General features: G+C 72.2%; 24 protein-coding genes. 18 read left to right on the forward strand and 6 right to left on the reverse strand.

Annotated elements, in window-relative coordinates:
* Positions 1–115 precede the first annotated feature (115 nt).
* From rplM to glmM, 3 genes are all read left to right on the forward strand, one after another.
* On the forward strand, positions 116–559 hold the full coding sequence (rplM, locus tag ACFYMU_RS17545; RefSeq protein WP_388373688.1) for a 50S ribosomal protein L13: 444 nt from the start codon (positions 116–118) through the stop codon (positions 557–559).
* A 42-nt stretch (positions 560–601) separates the two neighbouring features.
* Positions 602–1,114 carry a 30S ribosomal protein S9 gene (rpsI, locus tag ACFYMU_RS17550; RefSeq protein ID WP_234513423.1) on the forward strand — a complete coding sequence of 171 codons (513 nt, stop codon included), beginning with the start codon at positions 602–604 and terminating at the stop codon, positions 1,112–1,114.
* A 259-nt stretch (positions 1,115–1,373) separates the two neighbouring features.
* The gene (gene glmM / locus ACFYMU_RS17555; protein WP_388373691.1) at positions 1,374–2,732 is read left to right on the forward strand and encodes a phosphoglucosamine mutase; all 1,359 of its coding nucleotides are present in this window, start codon (positions 1,374–1,376) and stop codon (positions 2,730–2,732) included.
* A gap of 185 nt (positions 2,733–2,917) precedes the next feature.
* Here the strand turns inward: glmM and ACFYMU_RS17560 are convergent, their stop codons facing one another.
* Positions 2,918–3,898 carry a DUF389 domain-containing protein gene (locus ACFYMU_RS17560; protein WP_388373693.1) on the reverse strand — a complete coding sequence of 327 codons (981 nt, stop codon included), beginning with the start codon at positions 3,896–3,898 and terminating at the stop codon, positions 2,918–2,920.
* A gap of 44 nt (positions 3,899–3,942) precedes the next feature.
* A complete protein-coding gene (gene coaA, locus ACFYMU_RS17565; protein WP_388373695.1) occupies positions 3,943–4,911 on the reverse strand; it encodes a type I pantothenate kinase in 969 nt (322 codons plus the stop codon).
* A gap of 223 nt (positions 4,912–5,134) precedes the next feature.
* Between coaA and ACFYMU_RS17570 the strand changes: the two genes are divergently transcribed.
* Both ACFYMU_RS17570 and glmS read left to right on the forward strand, forming a co-directional pair.
* Positions 5,135–5,929: a hypothetical protein gene (locus tag ACFYMU_RS17570; RefSeq protein ID WP_388373697.1), complete on the forward strand. Its 795-nt coding sequence runs from the start codon at positions 5,135–5,137 to the stop codon at positions 5,927–5,929.
* 562 nt (positions 5,930–6,491) lie between these two features.
* On the forward strand, positions 6,492–8,339 hold the full coding sequence (gene glmS / locus ACFYMU_RS17575) for a glutamine--fructose-6-phosphate transaminase (isomerizing) (protein ID WP_388373699.1): 1,848 nt from the start codon (positions 6,492–6,494) through the stop codon (positions 8,337–8,339).
* Positions 8,340–8,440: 101 nt separating this feature from the next.
* Here the strand turns inward: glmS and ACFYMU_RS17580 are convergent, their stop codons facing one another.
* The gene (locus ACFYMU_RS17580; protein ID WP_388373701.1) at positions 8,441–8,665 is read right to left on the reverse strand and encodes a DUF397 domain-containing protein; all 225 of its coding nucleotides are present in this window, start codon (positions 8,663–8,665) and stop codon (positions 8,441–8,443) included.
* Positions 8,666–8,673: 8 nt separating this feature from the next.
* Positions 8,674–9,525 (reverse strand): helix-turn-helix domain-containing protein, encoded by an 852-nt coding sequence (locus ACFYMU_RS17585; protein WP_388373703.1) that lies wholly within the window; start codon positions 9,523–9,525, stop codon positions 8,674–8,676.
* Between the two features lie 197 nt (positions 9,526–9,722).
* Here ACFYMU_RS17585 and ACFYMU_RS17590 point away from each other — a divergent pair, with 197 nt between their 5' ends.
* The 3 genes from ACFYMU_RS17590 to ACFYMU_RS17600 all read left to right on the forward strand — a co-directional run bounded on the left by ACFYMU_RS17590 (position 9,723) and on the right by ACFYMU_RS17600 (position 11,850).
* The gene (locus tag ACFYMU_RS17590) at positions 9,723–10,139 is read left to right on the forward strand and encodes an ATP-binding protein (RefSeq protein WP_388373705.1); all 417 of its coding nucleotides are present in this window, start codon (positions 9,723–9,725) and stop codon (positions 10,137–10,139) included.
* 79 nt (positions 10,140–10,218) lie between these two features.
* Positions 10,219–11,157 carry a hypothetical protein gene (locus ACFYMU_RS17595; protein WP_388373707.1) on the forward strand — a complete coding sequence of 313 codons (939 nt, stop codon included), beginning with the start codon at positions 10,219–10,221 and terminating at the stop codon, positions 11,155–11,157.
* 132 nt (positions 11,158–11,289) lie between these two features.
* Positions 11,290–11,850, forward strand: a complete 561-nt coding sequence (locus ACFYMU_RS17600; RefSeq protein WP_388373708.1) for a hypothetical protein — start codon at positions 11,290–11,292, stop codon at positions 11,848–11,850.
* Between the two features lie 169 nt (positions 11,851–12,019).
* Here ACFYMU_RS17600 and ACFYMU_RS17605 read toward each other — a convergent pair whose 3' ends face one another.
* Positions 12,020–13,717 (reverse strand): serine/threonine-protein kinase, encoded by a 1,698-nt coding sequence (locus ACFYMU_RS17605; RefSeq protein ID WP_388373710.1) that lies wholly within the window; start codon positions 13,715–13,717, stop codon positions 12,020–12,022.
* A gap of 126 nt (positions 13,718–13,843) precedes the next feature.
* On the opposite strand from ACFYMU_RS17605, the gene ACFYMU_RS17610 reads away from it, so the two are divergent.
* The 6 genes from ACFYMU_RS17610 to ACFYMU_RS17635 all read left to right on the forward strand — a co-directional run bounded on the left by ACFYMU_RS17610 (position 13,844) and on the right by ACFYMU_RS17635 (position 19,384).
* Positions 13,844–14,215 carry a holo-ACP synthase gene (locus tag ACFYMU_RS17610; RefSeq protein ID WP_388373711.1) on the forward strand — a complete coding sequence of 124 codons (372 nt, stop codon included), beginning with the start codon at positions 13,844–13,846 and terminating at the stop codon, positions 14,213–14,215.
* A 40-nt stretch (positions 14,216–14,255) separates the two neighbouring features.
* Entirely contained in the window at positions 14,256–15,743 is a 1,488-nt protein-coding gene (locus ACFYMU_RS17615; RefSeq protein WP_388373713.1) for an NAD(P)H-hydrate dehydratase, read from the forward strand.
* 109 nt (positions 15,744–15,852) lie between these two features.
* Positions 15,853–17,016, forward strand: a complete 1,164-nt coding sequence (gene alr, locus ACFYMU_RS17620) for an alanine racemase (protein WP_388373715.1) — start codon at positions 15,853–15,855, stop codon at positions 17,014–17,016.
* 70 nt (positions 17,017–17,086) lie between these two features.
* Positions 17,087–18,316 carry an alpha/beta fold hydrolase gene (locus tag ACFYMU_RS17625; RefSeq protein ID WP_388373717.1) on the forward strand — a complete coding sequence of 410 codons (1,230 nt, stop codon included), beginning with the start codon at positions 17,087–17,089 and terminating at the stop codon, positions 18,314–18,316.
* Positions 18,285–18,815 carry a tRNA (adenosine(37)-N6)-threonylcarbamoyltransferase complex ATPase subunit type 1 TsaE gene (gene tsaE, locus ACFYMU_RS17630; protein ID WP_388373719.1) on the forward strand — a complete coding sequence of 177 codons (531 nt, stop codon included), beginning with the start codon at positions 18,285–18,287 and terminating at the stop codon, positions 18,813–18,815. The genes ACFYMU_RS17625 and tsaE overlap by 32 nt, the downstream gene beginning before the upstream one ends.
* A 377-nt stretch (positions 18,816–19,192) precedes the next feature.
* Entirely contained in the window at positions 19,193–19,384 is a 192-nt protein-coding gene (locus ACFYMU_RS17635; RefSeq protein ID WP_388373721.1) for a hypothetical protein, read from the forward strand.
* 66 nt (positions 19,385–19,450) lie between these two features.
* On the opposite strand, the gene ACFYMU_RS17640 is transcribed toward ACFYMU_RS17635, so the two are convergent.
* Positions 19,451–20,002, reverse strand: a complete 552-nt coding sequence (locus ACFYMU_RS17640; protein ID WP_388373723.1) for a hypothetical protein — start codon at positions 20,000–20,002, stop codon at positions 19,451–19,453.
* Positions 20,003–20,180: 178 nt separating this feature from the next.
* Between ACFYMU_RS17640 and tsaB the strand changes: the two genes are divergently transcribed.
* The 4 genes from tsaB to ACFYMU_RS17660 are packed head-to-tail and all read left to right on the forward strand — an operon-like array spanning position 20,181 to position 22,723.
* Positions 20,181–20,834, forward strand: coding sequence for a tRNA (adenosine(37)-N6)-threonylcarbamoyltransferase complex dimerization subunit type 1 TsaB (tsaB, locus tag ACFYMU_RS17645; RefSeq protein ID WP_388373725.1), 654 nt, complete (start codon positions 20,181–20,183; stop codon positions 20,832–20,834).
* Positions 20,835–20,881: 47 nt separating this feature from the next.
* Positions 20,882–21,379, forward strand: coding sequence for a ribosomal protein S18-alanine N-acetyltransferase (gene rimI, locus ACFYMU_RS17650; protein ID WP_388374043.1), 498 nt, complete (start codon positions 20,882–20,884; stop codon positions 21,377–21,379).
* Positions 21,372–22,469: a tRNA (adenosine(37)-N6)-threonylcarbamoyltransferase complex transferase subunit TsaD gene (gene tsaD / locus ACFYMU_RS17655; RefSeq protein WP_388373726.1), complete on the forward strand. Its 1,098-nt coding sequence runs from the start codon at positions 21,372–21,374 to the stop codon at positions 22,467–22,469. The genes rimI and tsaD overlap by 8 nt, the downstream gene beginning before the upstream one ends.
* A gap of 11 nt (positions 22,470–22,480) precedes the next feature.
* Entirely contained in the window at positions 22,481–22,723 is a 243-nt protein-coding gene (locus tag ACFYMU_RS17660) for a hypothetical protein (protein ID WP_388374045.1), read from the forward strand.
* Positions 22,724–22,864 lie beyond the last annotated feature (141 nt).

A 22,864-nucleotide genomic window follows, 5' to 3' on the forward strand; every position in this document is an offset into this window, starting at 1 on the left:
GCCGATGACCAGCGACCAGCACGCGGCTTGCGTCACCGCAGTGCGGTCAGGGCTGTCGTGATCGTCTTCGGTGACCTTGTCAGGAACCTCACTGAAGAAGCGAAGGCTACGAACCGTGCGTACGTACAGCCCCAAGCCCGGCGATGTGACGCGTCAGTGGCACGTCATCGACGCTCAGGACGTCGTCCTGGGCCGTCTGGCGACCACCGCCGCCACCCTGCTGCGCGGCAAGCACAAGCCGATCTACGCGCCCCACGTGGACACCGGCGATTTCGTCATCATCATCAACGCCGACAAGGTCCACCTGTCCGGCAACAAGCGGACCCAGAAGATGGCCTACCGCCACTCCGGCTACCCGGGCGGTCTGCGCGCGGTCCGCTACGACGACCTGCTGGCGAAGAACCCGGAGAAGGCCGTGGAGAAGGCCGTCAAGGGCATGCTCCCCAAGAACACCCTGGGTCGTCAGATGCTCTCGAAGCTGAAGGTCTACTCGGGCGACCAGCACCCGCACGCAGCCCAGCAGCCGGTGCCGTACGAGATCAGCCAGGTCGCGCAGTAAGTCCGGCCACCCCCTAAGACTGAAGAGAATCTGAGGAGAATCGTGGCCGAGACCACTGCCGAGCAGCCGCTCGAAGAGCTTGACATCGACAGCTACACCACCGAGACCGAGGTCCCGCTGGAGGGTGAGTACACCTCCGAGTCCCTCGCCTCCCGCTTCGGTGAGCCCCAGCCCGCCGCCGGCCTGGGCCGCCGCAAGAACGCCATCGCCCGCGTCCGGATCGTTCCGGGCTCCGGAAAGTGGAAGATCAACGGTCGCACCCTCGAGGACTACTTCCCGAACAAGGTGCACCAGCAGGAAGTCAACGAGCCCTTCAAGGTGCTCGAGCTCGAGGGCCGCTACGACGTCATCGCCCGCATCGCCGGTGGCGGTGTCTCCGGCCAGGCCGGTGCGCTCCGTCTCGGTGTCGCCCGCGCGCTGAACGAGGCGGACGTCGACAACAACCGCGGCCCGCTGAAGAAGGCCGGCTTCCTGCGCCGCGACGACCGCGCGGTCGAGCGGAAGAAGGCCGGTCTGAAGAAGGCCCGCAAGGCGCCGCAGTACAGCAAGCGCTGACGCGTCCCGCTGGTCGCGCAGGTGTCCGCGCCTGCCGCAAGCACGCATCGCCCCGGCAGCACGCTTTGTGCCGCCGGGGCGGTTCGTTTACGGGGGATGGTTGCTTAACACGGGCTTATGGAGCAATTCCGGCGGTCCCGGAACCGGCGGCAGGGGATAGGTCCTGAAGGCAAGGTCCGGGTGACCCATGTACGTAACCGGTCGCTGTCCGGACACTCGGCATGAGCCGCACATTCGCAGCAAGTTCGGAGGACAGACAGTGGGACGACTCTTCGGCACGGACGGCGTGCGCGGTGTCGCCAACGCGGACCTGACGGCCGAGATGGCACTCGGCCTCTCCGTGGCGGCGGCCCACGTGCTCGCCGAGGCGGGCACCTTCGAGGGCCACCGGCCGACGGCGGTCGTCGGGCGGGATCCCCGCGCGTCCGGGGAGTTCCTGGAGGCCGCCGTGGTCGCCGGTCTCGCCAGCGCCGGAGTGGACGTGCTGCGCGTCGGCGTGCTGCCCACCCCGGCCGTCGCCCATCTGACCGGCGCGCTCGGCGCCGACCTCGGCGTGATGCTCTCCGCCAGCCACAACGCCATGCCCGACAACGGCATCAAGTTCTTCGCCCGCGGCGGGCACAAGCTCGCCGACGAACTGGAGAACCGCATCGAGGCCGTGTACGAGGAGCACCGCACCGGCGCCCCCTGGGACCGGCCCACGGGGTCCGGGGTCGGCCGGGTGACGGAGTACGACGCGGGCTTCGACCAGTACGTGGCCCACCTCCTGGACGCCCTCCCGAACCGGCTCGACGGGGTCAGCGTCGTCCTCGACGAGGCGCACGGCGCCGCCGCCCGGGTCTCGCCCGAGGCGTTCACCCGCGCGGGCGCGCAGGTCGTCACGATCGGCGCGGAGCCGGACGGGCTCAACATCAACGACGGCTGCGGCTCCACCCATCTGGACCGGCTGCGCGCGGCCGTCGTCGAGCACGGCGCGGACCTCGGCATCGCGCACGACGGCGACGCCGACCGCTGTCTCGCCGTGGACCACACGGGCGAGGAGGTGGACGGCGACCAGATCCTGGCCGTGCTGGCGCTGGCGATGCGGGAGCGTTCCGCGCTGCGTTCCGACACCGTCGTCGCGACCGTCATGTCCAACCTCGGCTTCAAGCTCGCCCTGGAGCGCGAGGGGCTCACCCTCGTGCAGACCGCGGTCGGCGACCGGTACGTCCTGGAGGAGATGAAGGACAAGGGCTACACGCTCGGCGGCGAGCAGTCCGGCCATGTCATCGTCCTCGACCACGCCACCACCGGTGACGGCACGCTGACCGGCCTGCTGCTGGCGGCGCGGGTCGCCGAGACCGGCCGTACGCTCAAGGACCTCGCGTCCGTGATGGAGCGGCTGCCGCAGGTCCTCGTGAACGTTCCGGACGTCGACAAGTCCCGGGTCGCGTCGTCCGCGGACCTGTCCGCCGCCGTCGCCGAGGCCGAGCGGGAGCTCGGCTCCACCGGGCGGGTCCTGCTGCGTCCCTCGGGCACCGAGCCGCTGGTGCGGGTGATGGTCGAGGCCGCCGACATCGACCAGGCCAGGTCGGTCGCGGGGCGGCTGGCGGACGCGGTGAAGTCGGCCCTCGGCTAGGCCCTGTCGTTTGGATCAGGCCGGCTGTGGGTCCCGGCGCCTTCCGGCCGACCCGAGCGGGGTCCGGTGCGTGCAGCTGCAAGGCGGAGGAGGGCGCCGACGCGGAGCGTCGGCAACCGACGACAACGCCGCAGATGTGCGTGCCGGACCCCGCGACGCCGGGATGATCCAAACGACAGGGCCTGCTAGGCCCTGTCGCCGGGTCGGGACGCTTTCGGTTGGAAGCCCCCGGCCCTGCGGGCCCGTTCGCGCTGCCTGGCCCAGAGCCACTTCTGGGCCAGCAGGGTGAGCGCGCCCGCCAGGACGATGCCCAGCAGGTTCAGCAGGAGCTGTTCGGTCGAGCCCCACGCCTGGCGGTAGTCCTCGTAGGCGAAGGCCACGGCCGCGTTCGCCGCCGCCGGGACCGTGGTGACCGAGATGGCGACACCGATCAGCGCGCCCGACTTCGCCGACGTCAGTGAGAGCGTGCCGGCGATGCCCGCGAGCACCGCGACGACGAACGAGAAGGCGTCCGGACGGTAGATGAAGTTGGTACTGGGGCGTTCGGCGTCCAGCTTGACCCGGCTGAACAGTTCCAGCGCGTCCATGAAGTAGGTGAAGCCGACCGTCACCAGCATGGCCGCCGCGAAGCCCACCAGCAGGGCCACCAGCGAGCGGACGGCCAGCCGGGGCACCCGCCGCACGAGTGCGGTGCTGAGCCCCGCCAGCGGGCCGAACTCCGGCCCCACCGCCATCGCGCCCACGATCAGGATCGCGTTGTCGAGGACGACACCGCAGGCCGCGATCATCGTGGCGAGCGTGAGGAAGGCGACGTACGTGACCGACAGCGTGGACTCCTCGTGCGTCGCGTCCGCCAGGTGCTCCCACAGCACCGCGTCCGCACCCTCGCCCGGTGCCTCCTGCTCGGCCTTCTCGGCCCGCCGGGACAGGGACAGGTCGATGTTCTCGACCGCTATCGAACCGGTCTCGTCCAGGCCCAGCTCCCTGAGCCGGCCGATCAGTTCGTCGCCCGACTCGCGCGCGACGTCGCACATCACGACGTCCCCGGCGGGATTGCGGGCGGCGCCCGGCAGCACGACGAGGTGGGCGGTTCCGACCGTCCGCTCGATCAGACGCACCACGTCGTCGGTGTGCTCGGCCGGGGCGATCAGGCGCAGATGCAGCATGACGCCCTTTCTAACAGGCCGCCCCGGCCGGCGGACCCGCGGTCCTACAGCTTGCGCAGGCTGAGCCGCTGCACCTTGTGGTCCGGGCCCTTGCGCAGGACCAGGGTGGCACGGCCCCGGGTCGGTGCCACGTTCTCCAGCAGATTGGGCTTGTTGACGGTCCGCCACATCGTGCGGGCGTAGTCCAGCGCCTCCTCCTCGGAGACCTGGGTGTACTTGCGGAAGTACGACGACGGGTCCTGGAAGGCGGTCCGCCGGAGCTTCCTGAACCGGCTCAGGTACCAGCGCTCGATGTCCTCGGCGCGGGCGTCGACGTACACGCTGAAGTCGAAGTAGTCCGCCAGACCCACGCGGGTGCGGCCGTCCTTGCCGGGGAGGGCGGGCTGGAGCACGTTCAGGCCCTCGACGATCAGGATGTCCGGGCGCCGGACCGTGAGCTTGCGGTCCGGGAGGATGTCGTAGATCAGGTGCGAGTAGACGGGCGCCGTCACCTCGTCCTTGCCGGCCTTGATGTCGGCGACGAAACGGGTGAGCGCACGGCGGTCGTACGACTCGGGGAAACCTTTCCGCGACATCAGCCCGCGGGCCTGCAACTCCTTGGTGGGCAGCAGGAAGCCGTCCGTGGTGACGCGTTCCACGCGCGGGTGTTCCGGCCAGCGGGAGAGGAGGGCCTGCAGGAGGCGGGCGGCGGTGGACTTGCCCACCGCCACGGACCCCGCGACGCCTATCACGAACGGGGTGCCGGACTGGGAGCGCCGCTCGCCCAGGAAGGTGTTCAGGGCGCCTCTGAGCCCGTTCGTGGCCTCCACGTACAGATTCAGGAGCCGGGACAGCGGCAGATAGATGTCCCGTACCTCGTCGAGGTCGATGACATCGCCCAGGCCACGCAGCTTCTCGACCTCCTCGGCGGTCAGCGGCAGCGGCGTCTTGTCGCGCAGCGCGCTCCACTCGGCACGGGTGAGGTCTACGTAGGGAGTCGCCTCCGGCCTGGACCGGTGGGCGCTCCGGGGCATCGAGGAGACCGGAGAGATCACAGTTCATTGTGAACGGAGTTCGCCCTGTGCGGCGGGTGGAGTCCGTCACGCCGTACGGGCCCCGGGGCCCGTGGATCACGGAGCCGTCACGGTTGGGTACCGGCCGCCCCACTCATGATCAACACCAGTGGCATGATCCCGTAAAGTCCGGGCAAAGCCGGGGGATCACCGCGGCACACCCGAGAGAAGAGAGCTTCCACCCGTGAGACCCATCGCCGTCCGCCGCGCGGCCCTCGCCGCCTCCGCCGCCGCCCTCGCCCTCCTCGCCACCGCCTGCGGCGGCTCCTCCGACGGCGGCGACAAGGCCGACGAGGGCAAGGGTGCCCAGGCCGGCAAGACCGCCGCCGCCACCCCGGCGGCCGCGAAGGCCCTGACCGCCGCCGAACTGGAGAAGGCCGCGCTCACCCAGCAGGACGTCAAGAGCGGCACCGTCGCCACGAAGGTGCCCGCGAAGGACGACATCGCGCAGGACCAGGTGAAGGCGGACGACGGGGCCTGTGCGCCGCTCGCGTTCCTCCAGTCCGGCACCTACGTGGGCAAGCCCGCGGCCACGGTCAAGCGCGCCTGGACCGGCACCGCGAAGAAGCCCGCCGCGAACGCGAACCCCGAGGACGCCATGCTGGCGGCCCTCAACACCCCGAAGGTCCAGCTGACCCTGGCGTCCTACGAGAACGGCGGGGCGGAGCAGGCGATGAAGGACCTGACCGCGGCCGCGGGGAAGTGCGCCGGAGGCTTCTCGTACACGGCGGCCGGCGAGAAGACCAAGGACGTGAAGGTGACGACGACCACGGCGCCCGAAGGGGCGGACGAGGCGCTCGCGCTGACGCTGATCGTGGACGCCGAGGAGGGCGTGAAGGTGCCGGTCAAGGCCGTGGTCGCCCGCAAGGGCTCCACCCTCGTCCTGCTCCCCGCCATCAACCTGGCCTCGGCCGTCTCCGGCAAGGACTTCGCCTTCCCCACGGAGATCCTCCAGGCGCAGCTCGCGAAGCTGGCCTGACCCTCCGAAGCCGTCCGGCCCCGGACCCCGGCCGATCGGTTCGGCCGCGGGGTCCGCGGTGTGACGGACCCCGGGGCGGGGCGGACTCCCGGGGCGGGCCCTGCCATGCCGCACGCGGCAGGGCCGGACCGGCTCCCGGGGCGGAGCCGGATGCGCTTCGGCGGCAGGGCCGGGGCCGGACCGGCGGCCGGACCGGCTTCCGCGGCGGAGTGGGACAGGCTTCCGCGGCGGAGCCGGATGCGCGTCCGCGGCAGGGTCGGACCGGCGGCGGAACCAGGCCGGACCAGGCCGGCGCCTGAACCAGGCCGGACCGGGCCGGCGGCCGAACCAGGCCGAAGCGGGCCGGCGGCCGAACCAGGCCGGACCGGGCCGGCGGTTGAAGCGGCTCCCACGGCGGAGCCGAACCGGCTTCCGCGGCAAGGCCGGGACCGGAGGCCGGGGCCGGGACCGGGGCCGGGCCGGAGCCCGTCCGGCACGTACCCCTTCGTACCCCGGTGGGAATTTCCGATTTCGGGCACGCGGCGGCGGATTCGGGCGCCGTCCGGCACGTAGGCTGCCCCGCATGTGCGGAATCGTGGGATACGTGGGACCGCAGTCGGCACTCGACGTGGTCGTGGCGGGACTGAAGCGGCTGGAGTACCGGGGCTACGACTCGGCAGGCGTCGCCGTGCTCGCCGACGGCGGCCTGGCCGCGGCCAAGAAGGCCGGCAAGCTGGTCAACCTGGAGAAGGAGCTGGTCGACCGGCCGCTGCCGGCCGGCACCACCGGTATCGGGCACACCCGGTGGGCCACCCACGGCGCCCCGAACGACGCGAACGCCCATCCGCACCTCGACAACGCGGGGCGCGTCGCCGTGGTCCACAACGGGATCATCGAGAACTTCGCCGTGCTGCGGGCCGAACTGGAGGAGCGCGGCCACACCCTCACCTCCGAGACGGACACCGAGGTGGTCGCGCATCTGCTCGCCGAGGAGTTCTCCGCGACCGCGGACCTCGCGGAGGCGATGCGGCTGGTGTGCCGGCGCCTGGACGGCGCGTTCACGCTGGTCGCGGTCCACGCCGACGACCCGGACGTGGTGGTGGGCGCACGGCGCAACTCGCCCCTCGTGGTGGGCGTCGGTGAGGGCGAGGCGTTCCTCGCCTCGGACGTGGCGGCGTTCATCGCCCACACCCGCTCGGCGATCGAGCTGGGCCAGGACCAGGTGGTGGAGCTGCGCCGGGACGGGGTGACCGTCACGAACTTCGACGGCCGCCCCGCCGACGTCCGCTCGTACCACGTCGACTGGGACGCCTCGGCCGCCGAGAAGGGCGGCTACGACTACTTCATGCTCAAGGAGATCGCCGAGCAGCCCAAGGCGGTCGCCGACACCCTCCTGGGCCGGATCGACGCGGCGGGTTCGCTCACGCTCGACGAGGTGCGGATCTCGACCGCCGAACTGCGCGAGGTCGACAAGGTCGTGATCGTGGCGTGCGGGACGGCCTTCCACGCCGGACTGATCGCCAAGTACGCGATCGAGCACTGGACGCGGATCCCCTGCGAGGTGGAGCTGGCCAGCGAGTTCCGCTACCGGGACCCGATCCTCGACCCGCGCACGCTCGTCATCGCCATCTCGCAGTCCGGCGAGACCATGGACACCCTGATGGCGCTGCGGCACGCCCGCGAGCAGGGCTCGAAGGTGCTGGCGATCTGCAACACCAACGGATCGACGATCCCGCGCGAGTCGGACGCCGTGCTGTACACGCACGCCGGCCCCGAGGTCGCGGTCGCCTCGACCAAGGCGTTCCTGACCCAGCTCGTCGCCTGCTACCTGGTGGCCCTGTACCTGGGCCAGGTGCGCGGCACCAAGTGGGGCGACGAGATCCAGGCGGTCATCCGCGACCTGTCGAAGATCTCCTGCGAGGTCGAGCGCGTCCTGGAGACGATGGAGCCGGTACGGGAACTGGCGCGCTCGCTCGCCACGAAGAACACGGTGCTGTTCCTGGGCCGGCACGTGGGCTACCCGGTGGCGCTCGAAGGCGCCCTCAAGCTCAAGGAACTGGCGTACATGCACGCCGAGGGCTTCGCGGCGGGCGAACTGAAGCACGGCCCGATCGCCCTGATCGAACAGGACCTTCCGGTCGTCGTGGTGGCGCCGTCGCCCCGCGGGCGCTCGGTCCTACACGACAAGATCGTGTCCAACATCCAGGAGATCCGGGCGAGGGGCGCGCGCACGATCGTGATCGCGGAGGAGGGCGACGAGGCGGTGGTGCCGTACGCCGACCATCTGATCCGCATCCCGGCGACGCCGACCCTCCTCCAGCCGCTCGTCGCGACCGTGCCGCTCCAGGTCTTCGCCTGCGAACTGGCCACGGCGCGCGGCAACGAGGTGGACCAGCCGCGGAACCTGGCGAAGTCGGTGACGGTGGAGTAGGGGCCGCTGATGTGCGCCTCGTCACGACGTCGGGGCCGACCCGAACCCGCCGGTTACCGGCCCGCGAGGCGGCCGCGACCGACCGGGTGACGGGACATGGATCAGCCGTGGCACCCGGTGAAGTCGGTGACGGTCGAGTGGGTCCCGCCTTTCAGAGCGTCGACGAAAGCGGTGAAGGTGTCGGCCGGGAAGGAGAGGGTGGCCCTGGCCGGGGCCTTGGAGTCGCGGACGGCTATGCGGGTGCGGCGGTGCGCGATCTCGACGCAGTTGTTCCCGTCGCCTCCGCCGGAGTAGGACGACTTCCGCCAGTTGTCAGGGGTGCTCACGGGGTGCCTCACAGCTCCTTGGCCAGCCGGTGGATGAAATCACGCGACCGTTCCGGGTCGAGCGATACGACCTCTACTTTACGGAAGAGCGTTCGAAACACGTCCAGTTGTGCTTCAGCGTCGATGAAGGTGGTCCCATGCGGCGCGTCACGCACCGCCGTGTCCAGCTTGGGTACAGCCCCGCCCGCCAGCATCATGGCGCTCCAGGCTCCGCCGAAGCCGTCCAGATCAAAGGGGACGACGCGCACGGTGACGTGGGCCGCTTCGGAGATCTCCAGCATGCGGAGCAGTTGAGCGCGTGAAGAGGCGCGGTCGCCTACCCGGATACGCAGCGCAGCCTCGTGAACCAGGGCTTCGTACCGGACGGGGTGGACCCCCTCGATGACGACCTTCCGCGCCATGCGGTGGTTCACTCGCAACTCCAGTTCACCGGCCGGGAGTTCCGGGACTCCGTACGAGAAGACGGCCCGGGCGTAGTCCTCCGTCTGGAGAAGACCGGGGATGTGCAAGAACTCCACGTCCCGCCGGTATGTGGAGTGGTACTCCAACTCGGCGATGTCCAGGAACGGTGTCGGCAGTGAGCCCCGATACTCCTCCCACCAGCCGCGTGTCCGGTCGGTCGCCATCGCCACCAGGGCCGAGACCAGCGTCTCGTCGGTGCAGGCGTAATGAGCGGCGAAGCGTCGTACGCGGTCCTCACTGACGCCCGCGATCCCGGCCTCGACCTGGCTCATCTGAACGGAATTGGTTCCGAGCAGCGCGGCGGCTTCGCGTGCCGAGAGGCCTGCTGCCTCGCGAAGTTTCCGTAGCTCAGCGCCCAGGCGTACCTGGCGTGCCGTGGGCTGCCGTCTGGGCGGCATCGCTTCCTCCTCGACTGCAACCGCCTTGGCGCAGCGACTCGTTCGGGGGTCAGGGTACGCGATCCGCTTGCTCTGGAAGAAATTTATGCCCTACCGTCGGTGACGCACCGGAAGCGCACCGTTCCGTCCTCCCGTGACGGCTGCGGCAATGCCACCGCCTGCCCCGGAAACCCACCCCCACCAAGTGGAGCTCACCCATGCCCGAAAACGAGTCCGAACCCTGGGAGTACTGCCTGTACATCCCCAACGACCTGCGTGCCGTCACCGTAAGCCGCCGCACCCTCCGCCTGATCCTCACCATGCACGGCCTGATCCGCCTGGTGGACACCGCCGAACTCCTCGCGGCCGAGCTGGTCTCCAACGCCGTACGTCACACCAAGGGCCCGGCGGCGCTCCGTGTGCGCTGGGCGGCGGGCGTGCTGCGGATCGGGGCGTGGGACGCCGACCCCGAGCCGCCGGAGCCGCCCGTCCCGCTGGAGCGGGCGGCCGAACTCGAGGAGGGACGCGGGCTGGCGCTGGTCCGGGCGTGCGCCGATCTGTGGGGCTGGCAGCCGCTGGCCAGGGAGGGCAGTCGAGGCAAGATCGTGTGGTGTGAATTGACTGCCGCGGCTTGATCGTTTTTTCGCCCCTCGAAAGGGTGAACGCACCCGTTCACCCGGACAGCCCATTCCTTGATCCGCATAGGTTGCGCACATGGTCACATCAGCTCACGAGGGCATGCACCGCATTTTCCAGGAGCGGCCCGAAGTCCTGGCCCCCGTTTTCGGATTGCTGGGCGTCCCGTTAGTCGAAAAGGCGACCGTGGACGCCGTCACCACCGACGTGACGGAGGCCCGGCCGCTGGAGCGGCGCGTGGACACCGTGCTGCGTGTCGGCCCCTCCGACGGCGAGGACTTCCTGCTCGCCATCGAGTCGCAGTCGGGCAAGGACGAGGCCAAGGCGTCGAGTTGGGCCTACTACGTCGCCTTCCTCCAGGCGAAGTTCCGCCTGCCCGTGCTGCTTCTCGTGGTCTGCCAGGACGGGGCCACGGCCAAGTGGGCGGCCGGCCCCTTCGACTGCGGCGCGCGGGGCTGGACGGCTCAGCGGACGTATCCGCTGGTCGCCGGGCCGGACAACGTGCCGAAGATCGCCGACGTCAGAACCGCGGTGAAGAACCTCGCACTGGCGGTGCTCTCCGTCCTGGCGCACGCCCGCAGCGCCGACTGTGACGCCATAATGGAGACAATCACAGCCGCCATCGAGAAGGTGCGGGAAACGGACCCGGAGACCGCCGACTACTTCCTCGACTTCCTGGAAATCAGCCTGGGTAACACCCCAGCCGGACAGAAACTGAAGGAAATCATGTCGTTCGTCAGCTACTTCCCTGGCCGGGGGACGGTCCGCGAGAGGGCCTACCTCGAAGGCAAGACCGAAGGCAAGACCGAAGGCAAGGCCGAAGGCAAGGCCGAAGGCGAGGCCAAGGGAGTCCTGCGCGTGCTGGAGGTGCGCGGCCTTCCGATCTCCGGCGACGTCCGCGAACGCATCACCGCCTGCATGGACCTCGACCGCCTCAACGACTGGCTCGACCGGGCCGGCACCGTGGCATGCGCGGAGGACCTGTTCGCCGAGGACCCGGAGGCGGGCGGCTCCTAGAGAGTTCGCCCGGTCGCCGGCACAGGACAGGCACGGGCCCGGACGGCAAGGAGTGTTCCGGGCCTTCCGGCGCTGCCGGACGCTGTGCGGAAATCCCGCGACGGTTGCCGCGGGCCGTGCCAGTGTGAGGGCGTGGCACAGATCGAGACGGCAGATGTGTTCGCGGCCGGACGCCGCGGTGGGGGCGGGAGTCTCTACGCGTACCGGGTGCGTGGGGTCGGCCGCAGTGCGGTGGTTCTGTGGATCGGTGGCGGGGATGACGAACCCGATCAGGTGCTGACGTCGCCGGAAGGCGAGCACTGGACGGTGCCGGTGTTCATGACCGTTCGACAGGCGCGGGCCTATGCGAGCCGGCGGGGGCGGAGGCCGGCCACTGCTGAGGCCGGCACGCTGGAGCTCGCCCGTGTTCAGCATTGGCTGGAGGACCCGGTGCACCGGCGCGTCCCCCCGGGTGCGGTGCTGGAGGCGTGGAACTTCTTCGAGGATCTGGCCCGGGGGCTCGGCGAGGTCGACCGGTTGCCCCGGCAGGGAGCGGTGCTCAGCGGCGCCTACGAGAAACTGTTCGGAGGCGAGTGCGCCGCATGGACTCCCGACGAGCAACGCGCGGTACTGGACCTGATCACGGCCGGGGTGGAGCTGTGGGACTCCTGCCCGGTGATCGTGAAGCCCCGCTCGAGCGTTGTGGCTCGCTGAGGGCTTTTCCAGGACTTCGAAGTGGGGTGGTCGGTCCATCGTCGACCGACGTGACGACTGCGGTCGGCGCGGTCACCGGCTCATGCACCGCTCAGCCTCGAAGCCCCGCCTTCTCGCTGCCTCGACCGGAGAGTCGGTCCATGTGCCGGCTGGACGTCCCGCCGGAGCGCTAGAAGGGCACCGTCTTGGTCACCCTGCCGTGCTTGTCGGCCTCGAGGTAACCGCCGGAGTCGTGCGCGTTGGTCAGGTACACGGCCATGCTGGCGGGGGTGTTGAAGATGGAGTTCGGCTGGTTCACCAGCAGGTAGCGGGATTCGATCTTGTCGACCTTGAGCTTCTTCTCCGCCTCGGCGAGCAACGCGGGGACCTTGTCCCAGTCGAAGTCGTCCAGGCTCACCGGCTGGTCCCCGCCTATCAGCTTGCTGCTGATGATGCCCTTCTCCACGCCCGTGCCGGGGCGGTAGGTGTACGTGTCGTACTCGGTCGCGCTGCCCTTGACCATCAACGAGGCGGAGACGTACTCGGGATACACCGTGAAGTCGCCGAAGCGGTCCCGGCCGGTCTCCTTCTTGAACGCCTTGATCGCGGTGCGGATGCCGTCCGGGGTGAGCAGGTCGGTGGTCTTCGACTGCCCCGACTCGTCGCCGGCCGGGTCGCCGCCGGCCGGCGCGTTCGCCGTCGGTCGCGTCGGCGAGGAACTGTGGGAGCCCGGGGACTGCGCGAAGAAGTTGTCCGGCAGCAGCTTCGGCACCAGGACACCGCCCAGCACGAGCACGGTGACGGGCAGCGCGACCGTCGCCCAACGCCTCCGGCGGACGGGGGCCACGGGCAGCTTCGTCGGCGCCGGCACGGCCTCCTGCGGCGGCGGGAACATCGGCGGCGGTCCGAAACCGATCGAGGGAGTCGCAAGGGAGGCCGGGGTGGTCCCAAGGGAGGTCGGGGTGGTCATCGGGGAAGACGTGGCGGTGGTGCCGTGGCGCACGGGCGGTGGGTGCAACGCGTAGGAGGTGGTGGGTTCCTGACGCCCCTCCGCCACGGCGGCCAGCATCCGGCCCAGCATCTCCGCGTCCGGCCGCGCCGCCGGGTCCCGTACGAGGACCCGCATCAACGTCTCCCGCAGCGGTCCGGCGTTGACCGGCGGCGGCACCTCGTCGTTGAGGACCGCCGCGAGGGTGGCGAGCGTCGTACCGCGACGCAGCGGGTGCTGGCCCTCGACGGCCGTGTACAGCATCATCGCCAGCGACCACAGGTCCGAGGCCGGGCCGTCGTCGCGGCCGGCGACGCGCTCCGGCGCCATGTAGTCGGGCGTTCCGATCACCGAACCGGTGGCGGTGAGCGCGGTCGCGTCACGGATCGCCGCGATGCCGAAGTCCGTGAGCACGGGGCGGCCGTCGGGGTGCATCAGCACGTTGGCGGGCTTGACGTCCCGGTGCTGGATGCCGACGTCGTGCGCGGCCCGCAGTGCGGCCAGCACCCCGAGGCCGATCCGCGCCGCCTCCGCCGGTGCCATGGGCCCGCGGGCCAGGACGTCGGCCAGCGAGCCGCCGCTGACGTACTCCATCACGATCCACGGGTAGGAACCCTCACCACCGTCGAATATGTGATGGATCGTGACCACGTTCGGGTGGTTGATCCTGGCCAGCGCCCTGGCCTCGCGCAGCACCCGCTCCCGCAGCATCCGCGCGCCGTCCGGGTCGTATTCGGCCAGGTCCCGATCGGGCGGGCGGACCTCCTTGACGGCGACGGTCCGATGGAGCATCAGGTCCCTGGCACGCCAGACCGTCCCCATCCCCCCGCTGCCGAGCCGTGCTTCCAGTTCGAACCGCCCGTCGACGACCCGTCTGCCGCCGCTGCCCACCTCGCTCATGCGCGGCAGCATAATTGCCCGCGCCGACAAGGGCGGCGCCGCTCCGTCCGATGAGGTCCGGAGGCTCCCCCGGCCCGGCCCGGCCGACCGCCCGGCGGGCGCCGGCCAGACCATAGGGTGCTTCGTATGAGCATCATCGGGGTCGGCATCGACGTGGCCGAGATCGACCGGTTCGCGGCGTCGTTGCGGCGCACGCCCGGGCTGGCCGACCGTCTGTTCCTGCCGAGCGAGTTGTCGCTGCCCAGTGGCGAACGGCGCGGTGTCGCCTCGTTGGCCGCGCGGTTCGCGGCCAAGGAGGCGGTGGCCAAGGCCCTCGGCGCGCCCGTGGGGCTGCGCTGGACCGACGCCGAGGTGTACGTCGAGGACAGCGGGCAGCCGCGGCTGCGCGTGACGGGCACGGTCGCGGTGCGCGCCGCCGAACTCGGCGTCCGGTCCTGGCACGTGTCGCTCAGTCATGACGCGGGCGTGGCCTCCGCGGTGGTCGTGGCGGAGGGGTAGGTCCGTCCGCGGCACGCGCCGGTGCGGGAGACTCGACGGTATGCGTACTGCGTACAGCGTGGAGACGGTGAGGGCGGCCGAGCGTTCGCTCATGGCGCGGCTTCCGGAGGGCGCGCTGATGCAGCGCGCCGCCGCCGGACTGGCCGCGGCCTGCGCCCAGGTGCTGGGACGGGTGTACGGCAGCCGGATCGTGCTGCTGGTCGGGAGCGGGGACAACGGCGGTGACGCCCTGTACGCCGGGGCGCGGCTGGCGCGGCGCGGCGCGGGGGTCACGGCGGTGCTGCTCTCGCCCGCACGGACCCACCCGGAAGGGCTCGCGGCCCTGTGCAGGGCGGGCGGCACCGTGGTCCCGGCGGACGGGACAGGACCGGCGACGGCCGCCGAGGAACGGATCCGGAGCGCCGACCTCGTCATCGACGGCATCGTGGGGATCGGCGGCAGGGGCGGGCTCCGGCCGGATGCCGCACGGCTCGCCGCGCTCGCCGAGCGGTCGCGCGCGGCCGTCGTCGCCGTCGACCTGCCGAGCGGTGTCGAGGCCGACAGCGGCGAGGTGCGGGGCGCGGCGGTACGGGCCGACGCGACCGTCACCTTCGGCACGCACAAGCCGGCGCTGCTCGTCGACCCGGCCCGGGACCACGCCGGGTCCGTGCGCCTCGTCGACATCGGGCTCGACCTGCCCGAGGAGGCCGACCTGGAGGCGCTGCAGCACGCGGACGTGGCGGCCCTGCTGCCGACGCCGGCGGCCGAGAGCGACAAGTACCGGCGTGGGGTGGTCGGCATCGCCGCCGGGTCCGCGCGCTACCCCGGTGCGGCCGTGCTCGCGGTGGCGGGGGCGCTGCGGGGCGGGGCCGGGGCCGTGCGGTACGTGGGCCCCGCCGGGAGCGCGGTGATCGCCCGCTTCCCGGAGACCCTTGTCTCCGACCGGGGGCCCGCGAAGGCCGGGCGGGTGCAGGCATGGGTCGTGGGGCCGGGCGCCGGGGACGACGCGTCGGCCGTTGCGGAGGTGCTGGAGGCGGACGTTCCCGTGCTCGTCGACGCGGACGGACTGCGGCTGGCCGACCGGGACGCCGTACGGGGACGTGGGGCGCCCACGCTGATGACCCCGCACGCGGGGGAGGCCGCCGCGCTGCTGGGGGTGTCGCGCGACGAGGTGGAGGGCGCCCGGCTCGCGGCCGTGCGGGAGCTGGCGGCGCGGTTCGGGGCGACCGTGCTGCTCAAGGGCTCCACCACGCTGGTGGCGGATCCGGGGGGCGGCCCGGTGCGGGTGAACCCCACGGGTACGCCGTGGCTGGCGACGGCGGGTAGCGGGGACGTGCTGTCCGGGCTGGCGGGCTCACTGCTCGCGGCCGGGCTGTCGGCGCGGGACGCCGGGAGCGCGGCGGCGTATCTGCACGGCCTCGCGGGCCGCTACGCGGCGGACGGCGCACCCGCGGGGGCGCACGACGTGGCGAACGCGCTTCCGGAGGCGTGGCGGGACGTGCGGGCTGAGCGGGCGGTCGCGGGGCGGGGCAGGACGTTCCAGGGCTGAGCGGGCGGTTGCGGGGTTGAGCGGGCAGTTGCGGGGCGGGCGGTTGTGGGGCAGGACGTCGCGGGCGCAGTCACAGGGGCCTCGCGGCGCTCTGAGAGACTGGGGTGCGATGACTTCCTTCGAGACAGCTCCCCTTCGCGCCCGCGCCGAGATCGACCTTGCCGCCCTGCGGGCGAACGTCCGCGCACTGCGCGCCCGCGCGTCCGGCGCCGCGCTGATGGCCGTGGTGAAGTCGGACGCGTACGGCCACGGCGCGGTGCCGTGCGCCCGCGCCGCCGTCGAGGCCGGTGCCGAGTGGCTCGGCACGGCCACCCCGGAGGAGGCGCTCGCGCTGCGCGCGGCCGGGCTTCCCGGACGGGTCATGTGCTGGCTGTGGACCCCCGGCGGCCCCTGGCGCCAGGCGATCGAGGCCGACGTCGACGTGTCCGTGAGCGGCCTGTGGGCCGTCGAGGAGCTGCGTGAGGCGGCGGCCGCCGCGGGCACGCCCGCCCGTGTCCACCTCAAGGCCGACACCGGTCTCGGGCGCAACGGCTGCCAGCCCGGGGACTGGGCCGAACTGGTCGCCGAGGCCCTGCGCGCCCAGGCCGACGGTCTGATCACCGTGGTCGGCCTCTGGTCGCACTTCGCCTGTGCCGACGAGCCGGGCCACCCCTCCGTCCGGGCCCAGCTCGTCCGCTTCCGCGAGATGGTGGCCTACGCCGAGGGGCAGGGCGTACGGCCCGAGGTGCGCCACATCGCCAACTCGCCCGCCACGCTGACCCTGCCGGAGGCCCGTTTCGACCTCGTCCGGTCGGGGATCGCGGTCTACGGCATCTCGCCCAGTCCGGAGATGGGCACCGCGGCCGACTTCGGACTGCGCCCCGTGATGACGCTGAAGGCGTCGCTCGCCCTGGTGAAGCAGGTCCCCGGCGGTCACGGCGTCAGCTACGGGCACCTGTACACCACGGCCGGCGCCACCACCCTGGGCCTGGTCCCCGTCGGCTACGCGGACGGCATCCCGCGCCACGCCTCCGGTACCGGCCCGGTCCTGGTGGACGGCAAGCTCCGCACGGTCGCGGGCCGGATCGCCATGGACCAGTTCGTGGTCGACCTCGGTGGCGACGAGCCTCCGCCCGGCACGGAGGCGATCCTCTTCGGCCCCGGAGACCGCGGCGAGCCGACCGCCGAGGACTGGGCGCAGGCGGCCGGAACCATCGCGTACGAAATCGTGACCCGGATCGGAACCCGCGTCCCGCGCGTCTATGTGAATGTGAACCCGGAACAGAATGGGTAACCCACACGGGTGAACCTGGGGAGACCCACCGCACAGCAGGAGCGGAGCCCCGGGCGAGGAGGGACGGGACGTGAGCGAGAGCGGCGCCGAGGCCGCGGAGGCCGCCGCGGGGACGGCCGCGTCCACAGCGGGCAACTGGCGCATCGCCGGCATCGCCGGCGCCGCGCTGGGCGTGGTGGCGGCGGGCGCCGCCGCCGGTGTGGCGATAGAGCGGATGACGGTCGGCCGCGGCATGCGCAAGAAGGCCCGGCTCGCCCTCGACTCGACGGGCCCGTACGGCACCCTGCGCGGCACACCGGGCAAGGCGTACGCGGACGACGGCACCGAGCTGTACTTCGAGATCGACGACGTCGAGCCGGAGGGCGGCCCCGCCCCGCGCCGCCGGCGGCTCTTCGGGCGCAAGGCCCCCGCCCCCGTCACCGTCGTCTTCAGCCACGGCTACTGCCTCAACCAGGACTCCTGGCACTTCCAGCGGGCCGCGCTGCGCGGCGTCGTGCGCACCGTGCACTGGGACCAGCGCAGCCACGGCCGCTCCGGGCGCGGCATGGCCCAGGCCGACGGCACCCCCGTCACCATCGACCAGCTCGGACGCGACCTCAGGGCCGTGATCGACGCGGCCGTTCCCGAAGGGCCGATCGTGCTCGTCGGCCACTCCATGGGCGGCATGACCGTCATGGCACTCGCCGACCAGTACCCCGAGCTGATACGTGACCGGGTCGTCGGCGTCGCCCTCGTCGGCACGTCGTCCGGGCGGCTCGGCGAGGTCAACTTCGGACTGCCCGTCGCGGGCGTCAACGCCGTGCGGCGCGTCCTGCCCGGCGTGCTGAGGGCGCTCGGCCAGCAGGCCGCGCTGGTGGAGAAGGGCCGCAGGGCCACCGCCGACCTGTTCGCGGGGATCATCAAGCGGTACTCGTTCGCCTCCCGGGACGTGGACCCGGCCATCGCCCGGTTCGCCGAGCGGATGATCGAGGGCACGCCGATCGACGTGGTCGCCGAGTTCTACCCGGCGTTCAGCGACCACGACAAGACGTCGGCGCTGGCCCGCTTCGCCGACCTCCCGGTGCTCGTGCTGGCCGGTCTGCAGGACCTGGTCACCCCGAGCGAGCACAGCGAGGCGATCGCGGATCTGCTGCCGGACGCGGAGCTGGTGCTCGTGCCGGACGCCGGGCACCTGGTGATGCTGGAGCACCCCGAGGTCGTCACGGACCGCCTCGCCGACCTGCTGATGCGCGCGGGCGCGGTCCCGGCAGGGGCTACCGTGGTTGGTTATGGAAGCACCAGCACCGCACGGCCCGGCTGAGGGGTCCGATCCGGGCGTCACCACCGAGTTCACCGTCAGCTCCCCCGAACAGATGAAGGAGCTGGGGCGCCGCCTGTCCAAGCTGCTGCGCGCCGGCGACCTCGTGCTGCTGAACGGCGAGTTGGGAGCGGGCAAGACCACGCTGACCCGCGGGCTGGGTGAGGGGCTCGGGGTGCGGGGCGCGGTCACCTCGCCGACCTTCGTCATCGCGCGCGTGCACCCGTCCCTCGGCGGCGGTCCGCCGCTGGTCCACGTGGACGCGTACCGCCTGGGCGGGGGCCTGGAGGAGATGGAGGACCTCGACCTCGACGTCTCGCTGCCGGAGTCCGTGGTCGTCGTGGAGTGGGGCGAGGGCAAGGTCGAGGAGCTGACGGAGGACCGGCTGCACGTCGCCGTCCACCGGGCCGTCGGGGACACGGCCGACGAGGTGCGGCACGTCTGCCTCACCGGCATCGGCGCGCGCTGGGCGACCGTCGACCTGGGCGTACTGTCCGCCTGAGAGCCGTCACCGCGCGGAGCGGTCGCCGCTCCGGTTCCCCACGCGTGTCCGTACGACACGTCCACGCCGGCCCTCCCCAGCCGGCCTACCGACCACCTTCGGCCAGGCGTACGACCACCCGGCCCGGCATACCGACGATCCCCGGCCAGGCATACGACCACCCGGCCCGGCATACCGACGATCCCCGGCCAGGCATACGACCACCCGGCCAGGCATACGACCATCCCCGGCCCGGCCCACCGACGATCCCCGGCCCCGCATACCGACAAGCCGTCGGCAAGATGTTGCGTCGCAGGTGCGCGGCGTGGTCACATGGGAGTCAGCCCGTGGTTAGGTCTGCCTAACCCCACCCGCCCCCGTGACACCAGGAGGCGTCCATGCCGGCTTCCGAACGAGACGAGGCGCCGCCGCGCGCGGCGACAGGAGCGGCCGGGGCGGCCGGAGTGCCGATGCGGGACCTGCTGGCGGCGTGCGCCGCGGCGAAGGCGGTCTCCACACCGCCGCGGCCCCCGGCGGCCGGGACGCCACGGACGACGCCCGCGACCGACGAGCGGCGCAGGGCGGCGTAGCCGGAGCGGAGCCGCGCGTCGGGCGCGGCCGGTGCCAGGTGCGCCGGTCCCGTGCCCGGCGGCCCGCTACTCGGTGACGACGACCGTGGTGCGGAGCGTCGCGAACTCCCACATGGCGGTGCCGTCCACACGGGACTCGCGGATGCCGCCCAGCTTCTTCGAGGTGTCGGGCTTGGGCGTCGAACCGTCGACCGCCGCACTGAAGCCGATCACCGCGCCCTGGTGGGTCGCGAACCGCACGATGTGCTCGACCGGCCTGCCGTCCGACCCGACGGAGACGGCGGAGCGGGAGGTCACCGCGTACCTGCCCGGCAGGGGATCCACCGTCCCCGGCGTGACCTTGAACGTCCGCTGGACCTTGCCGTCCGCTCCCACGAGCCACACCCGGTCGGTGCCGAGCGCGTACACGACCCGTTCGCCGGAGCCGGAACTCCCGGGCAGCGCCTGGGGATTCCTCTTGGCGGGCGACTTCGGCGCGGTGGTGGACGGCGACTTCTTCGGCTGCGGCCTGCCCAGCGTGTCGGGCACGTGCGCCGACGCCTGATAGGCGAGGACACCGACCGCGACGACGGCTGCCACGGTGAGCCCGGCCACGAATCCCGAGCTGCTCCTAGCCACCTGTGCCCACCTCTCGACCCCGCGCGACGCGCGGAGGTACTCGTCACCCGTGTCCGACCCGCACGACGTACCGATACCTTGATCGAATCCTTCGTACGCCGTTGCTGTGACGGTAGCAGCAGGCACCGGCCGGACCGGGTCGGCCGTGCGCAGGGCCCGGGCGCCGTAGGCTGTTTGCGTGCTCTTGCTCGCTCTGGATACCGCCACCCCGGCCGTCACCGTCGCCCTCCACGACGGCACCTCCGTCGTCGCTTCCTCGATGCAGGTGGACGCGCGCCGGCACGGGGAACTCCTGCTGCCCACCGTCGACCGCGTCCTCGCCGAGGCGGGCGCGCGGCTGGACGCCGTCACCGGCGTCGTCGTGGGCGTGGGCCCCGGCCCCTACACCGGTCTGCGCGTGGGACTGATGACCGCCGACACCTTCGGGCTCGCCCTCGGCGTCCCCGTGCACGGCGTGTGCACGCTCGACGGCCTGGCCTACGCCTCCGACCTCGACGTGCCCTTCGTGGTGGCCACGGACGCCCGCCGCAAGGAGGTCTACTGGGCGCGGTACGACAACGCCCGCACCCGGGTCACCGAGCCCGCCGTGGACCGGCCCGCGGACATCGCGGAGAGTGTCGCCGGCCTGCCCGCCGTCGGCGGCGGCGCGCTGCTGTATCCCGGCACGTTCCCGCAGACGCGCGAGCCCGAGCACGTCTCGGCGGCCGCGCTCGCCTCCCTGGCGGTGGAGAAGCTGGCGGCGGGCGAGGAACTGGCCGCCCCCCGCCCGCTGTACCTGCGCCGCCCCGACGCGCAGGTACCCAAGAACTACAAGGTGGTCACCCCCAAGTGACCAAGCCCGTGACACCCGTGACACCGGTGACGCCCGTACTGCGCGAGATGCGCTGGTGGGACATCGATCCCGTGCTGGAGCTGGAGAAGGACCTCTTCCCCGAGGACGCCTGGTCGCGGGGCATGTTCTGGTCCGAACTGGCCCACTCCCGGGGCCCGGAGGCGACCCGGCGCTACGTCGTGGCCGTCGCGGACGAGCGGATCGTCGGGTACGCGGGGCTGGCCGCCCAGGGCGAACTGGGCGACATCCAGACCATCGCCGTCGCCCGCGGCCACTGGGGCACGGGGCTCGGCGGGCGGCTGCTGACCGAGCTGCTGCGGGCCGCGACCGCCTTCGAGTGCGCCGAGGTGATGCTCGAGTGCCGGGTCGACAACGTCCGCGCGCAGAAGCTCTACGAGCGCTTCGGCTTCGAGCCCATCGGGTTCAGACGCGGCTACTACCAGCCGGGGAACGTGGACGCCCTGGTGATGCGCCTGACCACCGCGCCCGGCGGCGGCACCGCCGCGGGCTCCCCCTCAGCACAAGGAACCGAGAGCAATGGCTGACGAACCCCTGGTCCTGGGGATCGAGACCTCCTGCGACGAGACCGGAGTCGGCATCGTCCGCGGCACCACCCTCCTCGCGGACGCGGTCGCGTCCAGCGTCGACGAGCACGCGCGCTTCGGCGGCGTCGTCCCGGAGGTCGCGAGCCGGGCACACCTCGAGGCGATGGTGCCCACCATCGAGCGCGCGCTGAAGGACGCGGGCGTGTCGGCGAGGGACCTCGACGGCGTCGCGGTCACCGCGGGGCCCGGTCTCGCCGGCGCGCTGCTGGTCGGCGTCTCGGCGGCGAAGGCGTACGCCTACGCGCTGGGCAAGCCGCTGTACGGGGTCAACCACCTCGCCTCGCACGTCTGTGTGGACCAGCTGGAGCACGGTGCGCTGCCGGAGCCGACCATGGCGCTGCTGGTGAGCGGCGGACACTCCTCGCTGCTGCTGTCCACGGACATCACGTCGGACGTGCGGCCGCTCGGCGCGACCATCGACGACGCGGCGGGGGAGGCGTTCGACAAGATCGCGCGGGTGCTGAACCTCGGCTTCCCCGGCGGTCCGGTCATCGACCGCTACGCACGGGAGGGCGACCCGGAGGCCATCGCGTTCCCGCGCGGTCTGACGGGGCCGCGCGACGCGGCCTACGACTTCTCCTTCTCCGGTCTGAAGACGGCCGTGGCCCGCTGGATCGAGGCGAAGCGGGCGGCGGGGGAGGAGGTGCCGGTGCGGGACGTGGCGGCCTCCTTCCAGGAGGCGGTCGTGGACGTGCTGACCAGGAAGGCCGTGCGGGCCTGCAGGGACGAGGGCGTCGACCATCTGATGATCGGCGGTGGCGTGGCCGCGAACTCACGCCTGCGGGCGCTGGCGCAGGAGCGGTGCGCCGCGGCCGGGATCCGGCTGAGGGTGCCCCGCCCCAAGCTGTGCACGGACAACGGCGCGATGGTGGCGGCGCTGGGCGCCGAGATGGTCGCCCGGGGCCGCCCGGCGTCGGCCTGGGACCTGTCCGCGGACTCGTCGCTGCCGGTGACGGACCCGCATGTCCCGGGGCACGGGCACGGGCACGACCACGTCCACGAGGTGAGCAAGGGGAACCTGTACTCGTGAGAGTCGCGCTGATGTGGGAGGCGCGGGCCGCGGCCGGACGGGCCGAAGACCTGCTGGCCTGGGCGAGGGAGCAGGAGCTGACGCCCGCGCCGCTGCGCCGGGAGACCTTCCGCGCCCCGCAGGACCGCGTTCTCGTCATCACCTGGTGGGACGCGGACCTCGCCGCCGACCTTCCCGACCTGCCCGACCCGGACGGGGAGTTGGCGGCGCGGCCGGTGCACCGGTGGCGGTTCGAGTCGGTGGACTGCACCTGAGCCCTCGGCCGGGAGCCTCTCCGGGTGAGGGAGGGCCGGCACGGTCGCCCTCCCCCCGGGTCCGGCTCACCGCCCTGCCGGCACGCACTTGTGGGCGTCGCTGAGGTGAGGCGGCCGACGACCGGGAAAATTCCTTGAAGG

It is taken from the genome of Streptomyces sp. NPDC007264, from assembly GCF_042869095.1.
Classification (GTDB): Bacteria; Actinomycetota; Actinomycetes; order Streptomycetales; family Streptomycetaceae; genus Streptomyces.

Bases quoted from the DNA above. Each gene is read 5' to 3' on its own strand.
- ACFYMU_RS17560 (WP_388373693.1), bottom strand. From the start codon at position 3,898: ATGCTGCATCTGCGCCTGATCGCCCCGGCCGAGCACACCGACGACGTG.
- coaA (WP_388373695.1), bottom strand. From the start codon at position 4,911: ATGCCCCGGAGCGCCCACCGGTCCAGGCCGGAGGCGACTCCCTACGTA.
- glmS (WP_388373699.1), top strand. From the start codon at position 6,492: ATGTGCGGAATCGTGGGATACGTGGGACCGCAGTCGGCACTCGACGTG.
- ACFYMU_RS17585 (WP_388373703.1), bottom strand. From the start codon at position 9,525: ATGCCGCCCAGACGGCAGCCCACGGCACGCCAGGTACGCCTGGGCGCT.
- ACFYMU_RS17590 (WP_388373705.1), top strand. From the start codon at position 9,723: ATGCCCGAAAACGAGTCCGAACCCTGGGAGTACTGCCTGTACATCCCC.
- ACFYMU_RS17595 (WP_388373707.1), top strand. From the start codon at position 10,219: ATGGTCACATCAGCTCACGAGGGCATGCACCGCATTTTCCAGGAGCGG.
- ACFYMU_RS17605 (WP_388373710.1), bottom strand. From the start codon at position 13,717: ATGAGCGAGGTGGGCAGCGGCGGCAGACGGGTCGTCGACGGGCGGTTC.
- ACFYMU_RS17610 (WP_388373711.1), top strand. From the start codon at position 13,844: ATGAGCATCATCGGGGTCGGCATCGACGTGGCCGAGATCGACCGGTTC.
- ACFYMU_RS17615 (WP_388373713.1), top strand. From the start codon at position 14,256: ATGCGTACTGCGTACAGCGTGGAGACGGTGAGGGCGGCCGAGCGTTCG.
- alr (WP_388373715.1), top strand. From the start codon at position 15,853: ATGACTTCCTTCGAGACAGCTCCCCTTCGCGCCCGCGCCGAGATCGAC.
- tsaE (WP_388373719.1), top strand. From the start codon at position 18,285: ATGGAAGCACCAGCACCGCACGGCCCGGCTGAGGGGTCCGATCCGGGC.
- ACFYMU_RS17635 (WP_388373721.1), top strand. From the start codon at position 19,193: ATGCCGGCTTCCGAACGAGACGAGGCGCCGCCGCGCGCGGCGACAGGA.
- rimI (WP_388374043.1), top strand. From the start codon at position 20,882: ATGCGCTGGTGGGACATCGATCCCGTGCTGGAGCTGGAGAAGGACCTC.
- tsaD (WP_388373726.1), top strand. From the start codon at position 21,372: ATGGCTGACGAACCCCTGGTCCTGGGGATCGAGACCTCCTGCGACGAG.
- ACFYMU_RS17660 (WP_388374045.1), top strand. From the start codon at position 22,481: ATGTGGGAGGCGCGGGCCGCGGCCGGACGGGCCGAAGACCTGCTGGCC.